Source organism: Pauljensenia sp. C0254C2, from assembly GCF_056583835.1.
In genome coordinates, this window is sequence record NZ_JBWPJO010000004.1 from 42,943 (window position 1) to 58,275 (window position 15,333).

The following is a 15,333-nucleotide window of genomic DNA, read 5'->3' on the forward strand; positions in this document are numbered from 1 at the left end:
GTCACGAGCGTTGCAGCGTCCCTACTCTAACAGGGTTCAGACCCTCTTTAGTGCCAAAACTACCTGATACGCGGGACAAACGTCACATTGAGGTGTCAGCACCCGGATCGTGCTCACCTAACCGCGTGCGGGAGTAGTCGCGAGTTTGCGCCACTTGACCGGATTGCGTCGCAGCTGGGACCACCGTGGGGGTGCGCGTACGCATCAAAATCACGAGTTCAATCACCATCAATGAGAGGATTGTCACGATTACCGTCATCGCGACAACGCGGTGATTGAGCCCCAGGGGGCGCGATGCCAAGAGCGCGACCGCCACTGCCACAAGCTTGAGCAAATATCCCCCGCCGATCCACGCCAGGAACAGATTCGGTCCCTGCGCGACCATGCGCGGCAGTGCAACGAATTCGGCGGCGCACAGGACTGCCACAACCAGGATGCTGACCAGCGCGGTCGCCCAGCCGACCGTTGACATCAACGCCCAGCACACCAGGATCCCGCCTGTCATCACGACGCCTGCAAGCACTATGAACCGGCGCAGCGCTGTCATGGCGTGATTCATCGCTGGCTGAGTAGCTGCGCGGGTGGGCGTGTGGTCATTGTCGAGTGACATGGCTACCTTTCGGATCTCGGGTCGGGCGCATCTGCCTCGGACTGTGGCGGGCGTGCGCGCGCTGATATCTTCCACGGGAATTCAGATGCGGTCAGGATCGTGGCCAGGACAATCAGCGGCACAAAAATCATCACTGTCCGGTTCCATTCAACCAGCAGCAAGGACAATGCGGCAGTCGAAATGATCGCCGTCCATAAATACAAAATCATGACAACGGCGCGATGGGAACGTCCTCGTGCCAATAGGCGATCGTGGAAGTGGGAGCGGTCGGCGTGGAATGGGCTCTTCCCACGCATCATGCGTCGAACTGCCGTCACCATCAGATCTCCGATGGGGACGACGATCACAGCCAGGGGCAAAATAATCGGCATGAGACCGGCGATGATCTGGCTTCGCTCCAGCACGTTGGGGTCGATCTGACCGGTGACGATGACACCGGAGGCAGCCAGAATCAATCCCAGCGTCTCAGCTCCCCCGCCCATCATGATGGACGAGGGGTGATAGTTGTACCACAAGAACCCGGCGCAGATCCCGACCAGTGCAATCACGATCAGTGACGCGGTTGTCGCATATGACTGTGCACCAAGCTGGCGTGACAGCAGGTAGGAATACCCGAAGAACACGGCCGCACCAATCCCCACGACTCCGGCCGCCAGACCGTCCAGACCGTCAATGAAGTTCACGGCGTTGATGATGCCGACCATGACGAACACGGTGGCAATCAGCGACAACCGTGACGACCCGATCGTGATGCCGAAGATGGGAAATGAAACGAGTTGAACACCCTGGAGTGCCATGAGACCGGCGATCAGGATCTGTCCGGTCAGTTTGGTCAGCCAGTCCAGCTCCAGCAGGTCATCGAGCACGCCCAGCACGCACATGGCTGCAGCACCTGCCATCACTGCCCACGGGATGCTGGTCGAATACACGGGCGCCATGTACGGGATTCGTGAGCCGATCAGCAAAGTGATGAGCAGACCGACGGTCATGGCGATGCCACCCAGTCGCGGTATCGGTGTGACCTGAATATCGCGTTCACGCAGCTTCGGCACAATCCCCCACCGCAGACACGCCCATCGCACCAGCGGCGTCATAATCGCGGTGACACCACTGGCTATGAGCATGAGCAGCAGGTAGACCTTCATCGGTGGCGGCCTCTACTTGTCCTCAGGACTTTTAAAAGTGCAGCCCGCCGTATCTTCCAGGTCGCGCGGGTCGATGACGCCCAGGCGGATCAGTGTGGGCTGCTCCGTGGCCATATTGATGATCGTCGAGGGAGTCGCCCCCGCCGTTGGACCACCGTCAATATACAGGTCGACGTGATCCTCGAACGAGGCAGCGGCCGCCTCAACACTGGTGGCGGGAGGCTCGCCCGTCAGATTCGCTGATGTGACGGCCATTGGACCGCATTCGCGCAAAATCGACAGCGCCACCTCACTATCAGGCATGCGCAGTGCGATCGTGCCGCCCGTGTCGCCCAGATCCCAGCCCAGGTCGGGGTGGGCGCGGACGATCAGCGTCAAACCTCCAGGCCAGAACCGTCGCGCCAGTAAACGCGTGCTCTCACTGATGTCAGTGCCAAGCACGTCCAGCGCTTCATTATCTGCGACCAGAACCGGCGGCGGTTTGGAGCGTCCTCGCCCCTTGGCGTGTTGAACAGCTTCGACGGCGGCAGGGTCGTGTGCGGTTGCGCCGATCCCGTAGACCGTGTCGGTCGGCATGACGATGAGGCCACCACCGTTGACACATGCGCGGATGCGCTGCAGATCCTGCGCTGAGATGCCATGTGAACAGTGAAGAATAGTCGAATGTGCCACGCGGCTATTGTTCCACGACGGGGGCGGTTGCGATAACCATGCGGGGCCGTCCCGTCAAATCCGGTGCCGTATGCGCATTCGTGAAGCCCTGAGCTGTAGCGTATGCCACAAGATCCTCTGCCTGAGATTCGGCGTGCTCCATAACGAGTGTGCCGCCCGGAGCCAGCAGGGCGCGCGCCCGGGTCATGATGCCACGTGGGATCACCAGCCCATCTTCTCCCCCGCCATACAAGGCACGCGGCGGGTCCAGTTGCGCTTCGCGTTGCGTAGGGTGGGCGCTGCCGGGAACATACGGCGGGTTCGACACGACAACGTCGGCCCTCCCCTCGTATTCGACGAGGGCGGATAATGCATCGGCGCGTACCAGATGAACGCGCACCGGCTCGATGTCAGCGATATTGCGAGCGGCAAGCTGACAGGCAGCCTCGTCAATCTCCACGGCAAGAACGCGCGAGGCGGGTACCTCGGTGGCAACCGCAAGTGCGATGGCTCCCGACCCTGTACACAGGTCCACCACCACAGGCTCATCCGCACTGCAGGTTCGCGCCGCGTCAATGGCGTGCTGCGCGACCATTTCGGTTTCGGGTCGAACAACGAATACGCCGGGCTCTGCGCGCAGGGTGAGCATCCGAAAATACATGCGACCTGTGATGTGCTGCAGAGGAATGCTGGTGCGCCTCGATGCGATGGCGCAGCGGTAGCGTTCTGCTGCGCGCGCGCCCACCTGGTCCGGGGCGCTCACGAGGCTGTCACAGCCCAGTACCCATTCCAGCAGCTCACGGGCATCCTGGTCGGCGTGTGCTCCCTCCAGGTTGACTGCTTGAAGGGCGCGTCTGCCCCACGCGAACAATTCGCGTGGCGTATAGGTTGCTGAACGCGGCAGCACCAGCTGCTCGTTCAGTGCCCTATTCATCGCCCGCTTTGCCCAGGCGCGCTGCCTCGTCAGTGTCGATCGCTGACTGGATGACAGGATCCAGGGAGCCGGACAACACCTGGTCAAGGTTGTAGGCCTTGAAACCGGTGCGATGGTCAGAGATGCGGTTTTCCGGGAAATTGTAGGTGCGGATGCGCTCCGAGCGGTCAACGGTGCGTACCTGAGACAGGCGCTGTGCGCTGGCTTCAGCCTCACGCTTGGCCCTGGCTTCAGCAGCAAGTCTGGATGCCAGCACGCGCATAGCTGCGATACGGTTTTGCAGCTGCGATTTCTCATTTTGCATCGACACGACGATGCCGGTCGGAATGTGAGTGATGCGCACAGCCGAGTCCGTCGTGTTCACGGACTGTCCGCCAGGCCCTGACGAACGGTAGACGTCGATGCGCAGATCGTTCTGGTCGATTTCAACTTCGTCATCTTCTTCAACTTCCGGCATGACGAATACGCCGGCAGCAGAGGTGTGGATTCGTCCCTGCGATTCGGTGACAGGGATGCGTTGGACGCGGTGAACGCCACCCTCGTACTTGAGATGAGCCCACACGCCTTCTTCCGGGCTGGGTGTGCCTTTGGCGCGGATCGCCATCGTGATGTCCTTGAAGCCGCCCAGCTCGGTGGGCGTGGAGGACAGTTCGGTGACCGACCATCCCTTCGTGGTGGCGTAGCGCTCGTACATACGTGCCAGGTCTGCTGCGAACAGGGCGGATTCTTCGCCGCCTTCACCGCTCTTGACTTCCAGGATCACATCGAGCGCGTCGTCAGGGTCGCGCGGCGTCAGAATATCGACGAGGGCATCGTGCGCCTGGCGGGTCTGTTCCTCCAGGCTTGTCACCTCATCCGCAAATGACGGATCCTCCTCGGCGAGTTCACGAGCTGCTTCCATATCGTCACTGGCTGCGCAGTAGCGCTGGTAAGCCTCGGCAACACGGTTCAGTTCGGCGTAGCGCCGCCCCACTTTACGAGCCTTTGCCTGATCGTTGTGCAGTGCAGGATCTGCCATTTGCTGCTCGACACTATGGTGCTCTTCGAGCAGTGCCTGCAGCGTCGGGAATTCATCTGCGTGTGATGCCGATGCCATGCGAGCTCCTCCGATTGTGGCGAAAAGATGTGCGATACAAAGACGCCGGTGCCCTGACGGGTCACCGGCGCTGAAGTCAAACGCTACTTGCTGCGTTTGCCGTAACGGGCTTCGAAGCGAGCCACGCGGCCACCAGTATCCATAATCTTCTGCTTACCCGTGTAGAACGGGTGGCACTGGGAGCACACGTCCACGCGCATCTGACCCGACGTAATCGTCGAGCGTGTTTCAAACGAGTTGCCGCATGTGCACGTCACCGTGGTGGGAACGTATTCGGGGTGGATACCCTTTTTCATGGTTTTCTCCTTACGGGATTCGAGGACGCCGGGTCCGCATGCGCAATCATCGACATCGCGCATTACGCGGTGAACCGGAACCGAGTTGCAATTGTGCCACTTTCCGGCCGATAGATCCAGATGATGTACCGGCGGTGCAGGTGAGATTACCCACCTGCACCGCCGGTGGGTAATCTAGTCAGCGTTCGGCGTGGTCTTCTGGATCAGCATGAGGAACTCAGCATTGGACTGGGTTTCCTTGAGTTTGTCCAGAACCACTTCCAGTGCCTGCTGTTGCTCAAGGGATCCGAGGACGCGGCGCAGCTTCCACATGATGCGCAGCTCTTCAGGCTTGAACAGGACTTCCTCGCGACGAGTGCCCGAGGCGTTGACATCGATGGCCGGGAAGATTCGACGATCTGCCAGCGCGCGCGACAGGCGCAGTTCCATGTTGCCGGTGCCCTTGAACTCTTCAAAGATGACTTCGTCCATCTTGGACCCGGTCTCCACCAAGGCAGAGGCCACGATGGTCAGTGAGCCGCCTTCCTTGAGGTTGCGGGCTGCGCCGAAGAACTTCTTGGGCGGGTACAGCGCGGAAGCGTCCACACCACCGGAGAGGATACGACCTGACGCCGGTGCCGCCAGGTTGTAGGCGCGTGACAGGCGCGTGAGTGAATCGAGCAGCACGACAACGTCCTGTCCCAGCTCGACCAGGCGCTTGGCTCGCTCAATGGCAAGTTCGGCAACCGTGGTGTGGTCGGAAGCGGGGCGGTCGAACGTGGAGGCGATGACTTCACCCTTGACAATGGAGCGCATGTCGGTGACTTCTTCAGGACGCTCGTCAACCAGGACGACCATGAGGTGAACCTCAGGGTTATTGACCTCTATTGCCTTGGCGATCTGCTGGATAATCATCGTCTTACCGGCCTTCGGCGGGGAGACGATCAATCCTCGCTGTCCCTTGCCGATCGGTGCCACCAGGTCGATGACGCGAGGCGTCACGGCCTTCGGGGTGGTTTCCAGGCGCAGCTGCTCATTGGGGTACAGCGGCGTCAGTTTGCCGAATTCGCGGCGCTCGCCGGCTTCCTCGACAGACATTCCGTTAACGGTGTCCACCTTGACCAGTGCGTTGTACTTCTGGCGCTGGCGCTCGCCTTCGCGAGGCTGACGCACCGCACCGGAGACGGCATCGCCTGCGCGCAGGTTCCACCGGCGCACATTGCCCAAAGTGACGTACACATCGTTCGGGCCGGGCAGGTATCCCGAGGTACGAACAAAGGCGTGGTTTTCCTGAACGTCCAGGATGCCTGCGATAGGTGCCAGCACATCGTCTTCACGAATTTCCGGCTCATTGTCGCGACGTCGGTTGTTGCGCGAATTTCGCTCCGAACGATCTGAGCGGTCTCGGCGCTCGTCACGGTCTCGTCCGCGGCGGCGCGCATTGCGTTCTCTGCGACCGCGCCCACGGGAGTTGTTCGCGTTGTCGCCTTCAGGCAGTTCAATCTCATTGAGTTTGCGGTGAGCTGACTCGCTACCGGACTGCTCAGCGTCGGCCGAGTCATCATCACTGTGAACACCGGCGAGTTCAGCACGCACATCGAGGGCAGCCGCGCGATTCTCACGCGCCTCGTTGCTGCGGTCATACTGGTTGGAGCGTGAACGTCCGTGACCATTGCCCTTGCGGGCCAGTGGCTTGCGTTCGCGGTGCTCGTCAGATGAGTCGCCCTCGTCGTGGCCGTCACCCTTGGGAGCCAGCGGCTTGCTCTGGACGTCCGACCCAGGAAAGTCGAGTGAGAATTGACGCGGCTCGACAGCACCGGCAGTGGCGACGCGGCGACGTCCTCGTGACCGTGTCGGTGTCGAGGCCTGTTCGCCTGTCGATTCAGATTGGTGGCGTTCAGAGGCGCCAGCGGCAGGGCGTTTGTGCTCTGAGCGTGCTTGAGACGAATTGTTGCCGCGGCGGGCGGCTTCGATGGTGGAGACCAGATCGGCCTTGCGCATGGTCGAGACTCCGCGGAGCCCCATCTGCGCTGCAAGTGCCTTCAGCTCCGTCAGCTTCATGGCTGACAATGGCGCGTGATTCGATGCGCCATCAGTGTGATCGTTGCTCACTAATTGTTCCTCACTTGATCGCCCTATGCGGGCAGATGAAATCCGTTGAAAGATACACAAACGGAGGTGTACACGTCGAACAAGTCTTGTGACGAGTACCAGGATGGCCGACACAGCGGCTATGACTGTACAACACAGTCACCGCTGAAAAGTTTAACCACTTCTCCCCCCACTATGCCATCTTTCGCGTGGCAATGCGAGGATTGTTGAGCGGAAAATCACACATTGGGACGCTGCGGGCGATCTGTTCGGATTCCATCCCCGCTGACAGCCAGAGAGCGCACAGTCCAACCCGACCGCTGCGCGCTCGCACGCATGTCATCATCCACGTGGTTCAACGCCATGACAGTGGGTCCTGCGCCGGAGACCACTGCCGCCACGCCGGCTTCACGCAGCCAGTCAACCAGTGCCAGTGACGGCTCCATCACGGCGCGCCGGTATTCCTGGTGCAGATGGTCCTCAGTTGCGTCGAAAAGCCAGCGGCTGATATCCGCATCGTCCGAGCCGAAAGTGCGCGCATTGTCGGACATGACGGCAACCAGCACAGCTGCACGTGAAATATTGGCAATAGCATCGCGATAGGGCACGACGTCGGGCAGGACCTGACGCGCCTTCGACGTGGCGAGTGGGAAATCAGGAATAAACACGGTGGGCGTCATCGACGCGGGGGGCTCAAATCGCAGGGCCTGAGCGTCATCATCACCCATCCACGCCACTGTCATGCCGCCTTCGATTGCGGGGGCCACATTGTCCGGATGCCCTTCCATGTGCGTGGCGAGCTGCAGGATCGTGTGATCATCCAGCGCCTCAGCGTCGCGGATCAGCTCGCGCGCCAGGGCCAGTCCCGCCACGACGGCACTGGCCGATGAGCCTAATCCCCTGCTGTGCGGAATGACGTTATGGCAGTGCATTCTCACGCCTACCTGCGGCGCGCCCACATGATCCAAGCCCACTCGCATCGCACGCACGATCAGGTTGTCGTCGCCCTCGCTGACAGTGCCTGCCCCTTCACCCTCGACAACAATGCTGGTCGGGCCGGCGGTGGCGTGAACGGACACGATGTCGCGCAGATCCAGTGCGATCCCGAGACAGTCAAAACCCGGCCCCAAATTGGCGCTGGTGGCCGGCACGCTGACACGAGCAAAATCCGCACGCAGTTGCACGATGGTCTCCCACACATTGATTAACAGTGAACGAGGGCGGCGCTCGCCGCCGTTCGTGAGGCGATGAAACTTAGTCTAGACCGCACACGGCGCCGAATCGCCCACTAACGACACAGCGATGCGCCTGCGTGCACCTCGGTAACGTCGGCTACTTCAACCCCAGCAGTTCAGCAACTTCGTGCGTGTCGGGTGCAACGACTTCGGCCTGCACACCCCCGTCAGGCAGGGCCGCGAGCGCCGTCTTCGTATCCTTCAGGCCATTGCCCGTCACCGTACACACAATTCGTGCGTCGCGCGGAACGCGTCCGTCTTCAGCTGCGCGGAGCAGCCCGGCCACGGATGCGGCAGATGCCGGCTCGACGAATACTCCGGCTTCGCCGGCGATGATCTGCTGGGCGCGCATGATTTCCTCGTCGGGAACAGCGGTGATGAGTCCCTTGGAATCGTCGCGCGCACGTGAGGCGAAATCCCACGACGCAGGGAATCCGATCCGGATGGCGGTCGCAATTGTTTCCGGGTTGTCGATGGGGTGTCCGGCAACAAATGGTGCCGCTCCGGCTGCCTGCACGCCCCACATCTGCGGTACGTGTGTGGCAACGGCTGGAAGGTTTCGGTAGGACTCTTCCATCGTGGTGACAGCTTTCTGGCCAGCGTATTCGTTGTAACCCATCCAGTAGGCGGAAATGTTCCCGGCGTTTCCCACGGGCAGTATGTGAATGTCGGGCGCATCGCCCAGCGCGTCAACGATTTCGAATGCGGCGGTCTTTTGCCCCTGTAGGCGGTAGGGGTTGACCGAGTTGACCAGTGCGACAGGGTAGGTTTCCGTCAGCTTGCGCACGATGCGCAGCGCATCGTCGAAGTTTCCGTCGACCTGAACCAGGCGGGCACCATGCATGATGGCCTGGGCCAGCTTTCCTGCAGCGATTTTTCCGGCGGGCAGGATCACGACGCATTGCAGTCCGGCAGCCACAGCATAGGCTGCAGCCGAGGCTGACGTGTTGCCGGTGGAGGCGCAGGCGATCATCTGGGTGTCGGTGGCGGCGATTTTGGACACGGCCATTGTCATGCCGCGGTCCTTGAACGAGCCAGTCGGGTTGGCGCCTTCCACTTTCAGCCAGACGCGCGCTCCGACGCGCTTCGAAATGGCAGGAGCTTCTACCAGTGGTGTGCCACCTTCCAGCAGTGTGACAACCGGGTCGGATTCTTCCAGTGGGAGCCGCTCAGCGTATTCACGCAGCAATCCGCGCCATTGATGAGCCATGTGTTATTCACCTTCCATACGTAGGAGCGACGCCACGTCGATGACGGCGTCAGATTGACGGAGTGCTTCAGCTACTGCCAGCACGTCAGCCTCACGGGCACAGTGCGTGGCGATCACGATGGTGGTTTGCGCACCCGGTTCACCGTCACGCTGGTCGACCGAGTGGATGGATACGCCGTGACGGGCGAATACGGAGGCCACGTCAGCTAAAACACCCAGATCGTCATGAACATGCAGACGAAGCTGATAGCGGGTGCGTGTCATGCCCTGTTCAATGATCGGTAGATGCGCGTAGGTGGATTCGCGCGGAGCATGGCCACCGTGCACACGGTGGGACGCCCCGGCGACCAGGTCGGACAATACCGCTGAGGCAGTTGGCGCACCGCCTGCGCCTTGCCCGTAGAACATGAGCCGTCCGGCAGATTCGCCTTCGATGATGACGGCGTTGTACACGCCGTCGACAGTGGCCAGTGGGTGTCCTGTCGGCACAAGGGCGGGGTGGACGCGCGCGTTGATCACTTCATTGCCCAGATCGTCGAGGCAACGCTCAGCCACGGCGAGCAGTTTGATCACGTGATTAGTGCGCGCCGCTTCCATCATGTCGTCAGCGGTGATCTGCGAGATGCCTTCGACGCTGACATCGTTCATGGATACGCGTGAATGGAACGCCAGGGAGGCCAGCAGTGCGCACTTAGCGGCAGCGTCATACCCTTCGACATCAGCAGTGGGGTCAGCTTCCGCGTAGCCTCGTTTCTGCGCGTCGGCAAGGGCTTGTTCGTAGCTGGCGTGTGCGGTGAGCATGGAATCAAGGATGAAGTTCGTCGTGCCGTTGACGATGCCGACAATACGGCTGATCTTGTCACCTGCCAGCGATTCACGCAGACCGTAGACAACTGGGACGGCTCCAGCCACTGCCGCTTCGAAGTACAGGTCCGTATCCGCCTGGGCCGCAGCCTCGTACAGTTCCGGACCGTGGGCGGCAAGCAGTGCCTTGTTGCCGGTCACGACCGTTGCCCCACCATTCAGGGCCCGCAGCACGTATTCACGTGCCGGTTCAATGCCGCCGATCAGTTCGATGACGATGTCTGCATGGTCGATCGCTTCTGCCGCATCCGTTGTCAGCAGTTCCGGATCGATGTCAACATCACGCGGGGCGTGCACATTTCGCACGACGACAGCTGAGATTTCCAGCTGCGCTCCGCATCGTTCGCTCAAGTCAGCGCTTCGTTCGTGGATCAGTCGAATGACCTGCGAGCCGACGGTTCCCGCTCCCAGGATGGCGACTCGCACTGTGCGCGGCTGTTCCGACATCGTGCACCCCTTCATTGATCAGACGTTTCGATAGTGATCCTAACCAAGGCCACAGGCCCGATGCGACAGTGTCCAGTGTGCGGCACATGGATCCGCGTCGTTGATGCTCGCCCCTCGTCAATGGCGACCGTCACTGCGAGCGAGGGCTCCCTCGTGAGCGTCATCACGAGGTGTATGGCAGCAAGATTGCGTACAGTAAAAGATGCGCCGCATGTATGTGGTGATTCGCAGATCGATCCTCGACGGTTAAGGAAAAAGACGCAATGAACGTCGCAGAACAACTCGTCAGCCAATTGGTGGAAGCTGGAGTACATCGGATCTATGGGATCGTGGGCGATTCGCTCAACCCAATTGTTGATGCGGTGCGCAAAACCGGAGGATCCGCCAGGGGCGGTATCGACTGGGTGCACGTGCGCCACGAGGAGTCGGCCGCGTTCGCCGCTGCCGCTGATGCTCAGGTGTCCGGAAAACTGGCAGTGTGTGCTGGTTCATGCGGCCCGGGAAACCTGCACCTGATCAACGGCCTCTTTGATGCGCAGCGTTCCGGCGCGCCTGTCCTGGCTATCGCCTCACACATTCCCAGCGTGCAGATCGGACAGTCTTACTTCCAGGAGACCCACCCCGACCGGCTTTTTGTGGAGTGCTCGTCGTACTGCGAAATGGTTTCCACCGCTCAACAGGCTCCGCGCGTCATGAACGCTGCAATCCGTCACGCGATTGGCACTCAGGGCGTCGCAGTGGTGACGATTCCCGGTGACGTGTCTGACCAGAAGGCGCAGGCTCCCACACCCCAGTTCGTTCCGGCTCGCCGTCCGATTCTGCACCCCAACCCCGATGATGTTGCTCAGCTTGCCACCATGCTCAACAAAGCCAAGAAGGTCGCGATTTTCGCGGGTATTGGTGTGGCGGGCGCACATGATGAGGTCATTGCACTGGCAGACGCACTGCAGGCACCAATCGGGCATACCCTGCGCGGGAAAGACTTCATTCAGTACGACAACCCTTTCGATGTCGGCATGACCGGCCTGCTGGGATACGGCGCAGCTGCAGAAGGCATGAACGATGCGGATGTCCTGTTGTTGCTTGGAACAGACTTCCCGTACAACCAGTTCCTGCCTGACACGCTGACCGTACAGGTCGACAACAGCCCCGAAAAACTCGGACGACGCACCGACGTGTCCCTGCCGATCTGCGCCGATGTCAAGGCATTGATTGACAGCCTCATGCCGCAGCTCAAGGGACGCCGCTCATCAGCATTCCTGAAGAAGCAGCTCAAGAAGCACGCCAAGATCATGAAGGCACCCGTCGGCTCCTATACGCGCAAGGTCGAGCACATCAAGCCGATTCACCCCGAATACGTCGCACACGTCCTGAACGAGATTGCCGCACGCGACGCGATCTTCACCGCCGACACCGGCATGTGCAACGTGTGGACAGCCCGCTACATCGATCCGCTGGGGTCGCGCCGACTGATCGGCTCCTTCCTGCACGGATCAATGGCGAATGCTCTGCCTCAGGCCATCGGCGCTCAGGAAGTATTCCCGGACCGCCAGGTGATCTCCATTTCAGGCGACGGCGGCCTGTCAATGCTGCTCGGCGAGCTGGTCACAGCCCGCATGCATGACCTGCCCATCACGGTCATCGTGTTCAATAACTCAACGCTAGGCATGGTCAAGCTGGAGATGCTCGTGGACGGAATGCCTGACTTCGGCACCGACGTGCACGACATGCACTATGCAGATGTCGCGTCCGCAATGGGATTCCAGGCTGAACGCGTGGACGATCCTCAGGATGTGCGCAATGCCTTGACGAGGGCGCTCAGCCATCGCGGTCCCTCCCTCGTCGAAGTCATCACCGATCCAAACGCGCTGAGCCTTCCACCTGAAATTACCGGCGAGCAGCTGTTCGGCTTTGCCACGGCCATGTCGAAGATCGTGTTGAACCGCGGTGCCGGCGAAGCAGTGTCGATGGCAACGTCAAATATGCGCAACATTCCACGCTTCTGATCCGGCGCGGACAGGACTCCCTCGTCGCTTACTGCATAATGCGACATTCGTCATGGGACTTTTGTCCCATTGCTCAGAATGCCGTCAGCATAACCACGCGCAGTGAGACGTAGTCCATAGGTCCTGATTCAGGATCCTCCTAGAAGGCCCAGCGCTTTCGAGAGACAATAAGGTCAGATGTCAAACAGACATACATTGGCTGGCCGCGAACCACGCCACCGAAACCCTTCAGATCGAAGGGACCGGAACCGGAGAAGAGGGATTATGACCACCCAGATGACCGCTCCAACATCCGTCAGCGAAGACCCGTGGGATGGGTTCGAGCGCGGTGCATGGACCGAGCACATCGACGTTCGTGATTTCATTCAGCGCAACTACACGCCATACGAGGGCGACGCCTCCTTCCTTTCTGGCCCTACAGACAAGACACTGCGCCTGTGGGACACACTGGAGAAGAATTACCTGTCCGAGGAGCGCAGGAAGCGCGTACTCGACGTTGACACGGATACACCGGCAGACGTTGACGCGTTCGGCCCCGGATACATCAGCGACGACGACAATGTGATCGTCGGCTTGCAGACCGACTCACCCCTCAAGCGCGCGATGATGCCGTTCGGCGGATGGCGCATGGTGGAAACCGCCATCAAGGAAGCCGGCAAAGAGGTCAACCCTGACGTGAAGAAGATCTTCACTCAGTACCGCAAGACCCACAACGATGCCGTGTTCGATATTTACACACCTCGTATTCGCGCAGCCCGTTCTTCCCACATCATCACCGGCCTGCCGGACGCCTACGGCCGTGGCCGTATCATCGGTGACTATCGCCGCGTCGCTCTGTACGGTGTCGACGCGTTGATCGAAGCCAAGCAGGTTGACAAGGACCGCTACGCTGATCAGCCGTTCTCCGAGCACTGGGCCCGCTACCGTGAAGAACACGCCGAGCAGATCAAGGCTCTGAAGAAACTGAAGAGCATGGCTGCCAGCTATGGCTTCGACATCTCCGGCCCCGCGAAGAACGCGCAGGAAGCTGTGCAGTGGACCTACTTCGCTTACCTCGGGTCCGTGAAGTCTCAGGACGGCGCTGCAATGTCGATCGGCCGCCTGTCCGCATTCTTCGATATCTACTTCGAGCGCGACCTCAAGGCAGGCGTGATCACCGAGCAGGACGCTCAGGAAATCATCGACGCCCTGGTTGTCAAGCTGCGTATCGTGCGTTTCCTGCGCACCGAGGCGTACGATCAGATCTTCTCCGGCGATCCCTACTGGGCAACCTGGTCAGATGCCGGTTTCTCAGAGGACGGTCGCACACTGGTCACCAAGACGTCTTTCCGTCTGCTGCAGACACTGCGCAACCTGGGACCGGCTCCCGAGCCAAACATCACGATCTTCTGGGATGAGAACCTGCCCGCAGGTTACAAGGAATTCTGCGCCTCGATCTCGATTGAGACGTCCTCCATCCAGTACGAATCCGATGAGCAGATCCGCGCTCACTGGGGCGACGATGCAGCGATCGCATGCTGTGTGTCTCCGATGCGCGTGGGCAAGCAGATGCAGTTCTTCGGCGCGCGCGTCAACGCCGCCAAGGCTCTGCTGTACGCCATCAACGGTGGTCGCGATGAGATGACCGGCAAGCAGATCGTTGACGAGTACGAGCCCATCAAGGGTGACGGCCCGCTGGACTTCGATGAGGTCTGGGCCAAGTACGAGGACATGCTGGACTGGGTTGTGGGCACCTACGTTGAGGCCCTCAACATCATCCACTACTGCCACGACCGTTACGCCTACGAAGCGATGGAAATGGCACTGCATGATTCGGATATCGTGCGCACCATGGGCTGCGGTATCGCCGGCCTGTCCATCGTGGCCGACTCCCTGGCTGCCATCAAGTACGCCAAGGTCGTCCCCGTGCGTGATGAGACCGGCCTGGTTGTGGACTACGAGGTCGAAGGTGACTTCCCGACCTACGGCAACGACGATGATCGTGCAGACGAAATCGCCGCCACCGTTGTTCACACCATCATGGACAAGATCCGTCAGATCCCCCTGTACCGTGATGCCATCCCGACTCAGTCGGTGCTGACCATTACCTCGAACGTGGTTTACGGCCGCGCAACCGGCGCGTTCCCCTGCGGACACAAGGCCGGCACACCTTTCGCGCCGGGCGCCAACCCGCAGAACGGTGTGGACACGCACGGCATGGTCGCATCCATGTTGTCGGTCGGTAAACTGGACTACAACGATGCCCTTGACGGCATTTCGTTGACCAACACGATCACGCCATCAGGTCTGGGTCGGAACAAGGGCGAGCAGGTCACGAACCTGGTCGGCATCCTCGATTCCGGCTTCATTCCTGAAGACTGATTGAGACGACGAACAGTTCTTTTGAGATACTAGAAACAACCTGAGAAGGAGAGATCATGGCAACGAAGACGTTTGATGAGCGCCTGGCCGACATGAAGGACAAGCGTGAGGAGAACGGCGGCATCAAGGGGCTGTACCACGCCAACATTAATGTGCTGGACCGTTCCACCCTGGAAGATGCGATCGACCATCCTGAGAAATACCCGAACCTGACGGTGCGTGTGTCCGGCTACGCAGTGAACTTCGTGAAGCTCACCCGCGAGCAGCAGCTGGATGTTCTGTCCCGTACGTTCCACCACTCAGCCTGATCCCCGCAGGTACGAGGGCGTCCTCGGCACTGCGCGATGACACCGCAATGCGAAGATCAGAAAACTGAAACGTGCCGCTTGGTTGCCTGCCGATCGATTC

At 60.4% G+C, this 15,333-nt stretch carries 13 protein-coding genes; 3 read left to right on the forward strand and 10 right to left on the reverse strand.

The window, feature by feature from the left end; all coding sequences use genetic code 11:
- Positions 1–82: 82 nt before the first annotated feature.
- The 10 genes from AC1DA5_RS04275 to AC1DA5_RS04320 form a co-directional block, all read right to left on the reverse strand.
- A complete protein-coding gene (locus AC1DA5_RS04275; RefSeq protein WP_058236988.1) occupies positions 83–610 on the reverse strand; it encodes a hypothetical protein in 528 nt (175 codons plus the stop codon).
- Positions 611–612: 2 nt separating this feature from the next.
- Positions 613–1,755: a glycosyltransferase family 4 protein gene (locus tag AC1DA5_RS04280; RefSeq protein WP_058236989.1), complete on the reverse strand. Its 1,143-nt coding sequence runs from the start codon at positions 1,753–1,755 to the stop codon at positions 613–615.
- A gap of 12 nt (positions 1,756–1,767) precedes the next feature.
- Positions 1,768–2,427, reverse strand: coding sequence for an L-threonylcarbamoyladenylate synthase (locus AC1DA5_RS04285; protein WP_058236990.1), 660 nt, complete (start codon positions 2,425–2,427; stop codon positions 1,768–1,770).
- Between the two features lie 4 nt (positions 2,428–2,431).
- The gene (gene prmC, locus AC1DA5_RS04290; RefSeq protein ID WP_074026190.1) at positions 2,432–3,340 is read right to left on the reverse strand and encodes a peptide chain release factor N(5)-glutamine methyltransferase; all 909 of its coding nucleotides are present in this window, start codon (positions 3,338–3,340) and stop codon (positions 2,432–2,434) included.
- On the reverse strand, positions 3,333–4,436 hold the full coding sequence (gene prfA, locus AC1DA5_RS04295) for a peptide chain release factor 1 (RefSeq protein WP_480289330.1): 1,104 nt from the start codon (positions 4,434–4,436) through the stop codon (positions 3,333–3,335). The genes prmC and prfA overlap by 8 nt, the downstream gene beginning before the upstream one ends.
- An 83-nt stretch (positions 4,437–4,519) precedes the next feature.
- Positions 4,520–4,732, reverse strand: a complete 213-nt coding sequence (gene rpmE, locus AC1DA5_RS04300) for a 50S ribosomal protein L31 (protein ID WP_058236992.1) — start codon at positions 4,730–4,732, stop codon at positions 4,520–4,522.
- Between the two features lie 174 nt (positions 4,733–4,906).
- A complete protein-coding gene (gene rho, locus AC1DA5_RS04305; RefSeq protein WP_480289433.1) occupies positions 4,907–6,772 on the reverse strand; it encodes a transcription termination factor Rho in 1,866 nt (621 codons plus the stop codon).
- Positions 6,773–7,041: 269 nt separating this feature from the next.
- Positions 7,042–7,986 (reverse strand): homoserine kinase, encoded by a 945-nt coding sequence (gene thrB / locus AC1DA5_RS04310; RefSeq protein ID WP_285015669.1) that lies wholly within the window; start codon positions 7,984–7,986, stop codon positions 7,042–7,044.
- 148 nt (positions 7,987–8,134) lie between these two features.
- On the reverse strand, positions 8,135–9,247 hold the full coding sequence (gene thrC, locus AC1DA5_RS04315; protein WP_285015672.1) for a threonine synthase: 1,113 nt from the start codon (positions 9,245–9,247) through the stop codon (positions 8,135–8,137).
- A 3-nt stretch (positions 9,248–9,250) separates the two neighbouring features.
- Complete coding sequence (locus AC1DA5_RS04320; RefSeq protein WP_480289333.1) at positions 9,251–10,558, reverse strand: homoserine dehydrogenase; 1,308 nt, start codon at positions 10,556–10,558, stop codon at positions 9,251–9,253.
- A gap of 263 nt (positions 10,559–10,821) precedes the next feature.
- Between AC1DA5_RS04320 and AC1DA5_RS04325 the strand changes: the two genes are divergently transcribed.
- From AC1DA5_RS04325 to grcA2, 3 genes are all read left to right on the forward strand, one after another.
- A complete protein-coding gene (locus AC1DA5_RS04325; RefSeq protein ID WP_480289335.1) occupies positions 10,822–12,564 on the forward strand; it encodes a pyruvate dehydrogenase in 1,743 nt (580 codons plus the stop codon).
- 264 nt (positions 12,565–12,828) lie between these two features.
- Complete coding sequence (pflB, locus tag AC1DA5_RS04330) at positions 12,829–14,925, forward strand: formate C-acetyltransferase (RefSeq protein ID WP_058236996.1); 2,097 nt, start codon at positions 12,829–12,831, stop codon at positions 14,923–14,925.
- A 56-nt stretch (positions 14,926–14,981) separates the two neighbouring features.
- Positions 14,982–15,233 carry an autonomous glycyl radical cofactor GrcA2 gene (gene grcA2, locus AC1DA5_RS04335; protein WP_058236997.1) on the forward strand — a complete coding sequence of 84 codons (252 nt, stop codon included), beginning with the start codon at positions 14,982–14,984 and terminating at the stop codon, positions 15,231–15,233.
- Positions 15,234–15,333: the final 100 nt, after the last annotated feature.

Excerpts from the sequence above, each read along its gene's own strand:
- AC1DA5_RS04275 (WP_058236988.1), bottom strand. The coding sequence starts at position 610 with ATGTCACTCGACAATGACCACACGCCCACCCGCGCAGCTACTCAGCCA.
- rho (WP_480289433.1), bottom strand. The coding sequence starts at position 6,772 with ATGAAGCTGACGGAGCTGAAGGCACTTGCAGCGCAGATGGGGCTCCGC.
- AC1DA5_RS04320 (WP_480289333.1), bottom strand. The coding sequence starts at position 10,558 with ATGTCGGAACAGCCGCGCACAGTGCGAGTCGCCATCCTGGGAGCGGGA.
- thrC (WP_285015672.1), bottom strand. The coding sequence starts at position 9,247 with ATGGCTCATCAATGGCGCGGATTGCTGCGTGAATACGCTGAGCGGCTC.
- AC1DA5_RS04280 (WP_058236989.1), bottom strand. The coding sequence starts at position 1,755 with ATGAAGGTCTACCTGCTGCTCATGCTCATAGCCAGTGGTGTCACCGCG.
- grcA2 (WP_058236997.1), top strand. The coding sequence starts at position 14,982 with ATGGCAACGAAGACGTTTGATGAGCGCCTGGCCGACATGAAGGACAAG.
- AC1DA5_RS04325 (WP_480289335.1), top strand. The coding sequence starts at position 10,822 with ATGAACGTCGCAGAACAACTCGTCAGCCAATTGGTGGAAGCTGGAGTA.
- prmC (WP_074026190.1), bottom strand. The coding sequence starts at position 3,340 with ATGAATAGGGCACTGAACGAGCAGCTGGTGCTGCCGCGTTCAGCAACC.
- pflB (WP_058236996.1), top strand. The coding sequence starts at position 12,829 with ATGACCACCCAGATGACCGCTCCAACATCCGTCAGCGAAGACCCGTGG.
- prfA (WP_480289330.1), bottom strand. The coding sequence starts at position 4,436 with ATGGCATCGGCATCACACGCAGATGAATTCCCGACGCTGCAGGCACTG.
- rpmE (WP_058236992.1), bottom strand. The coding sequence starts at position 4,732 with ATGAAAAAGGGTATCCACCCCGAATACGTTCCCACCACGGTGACGTGC.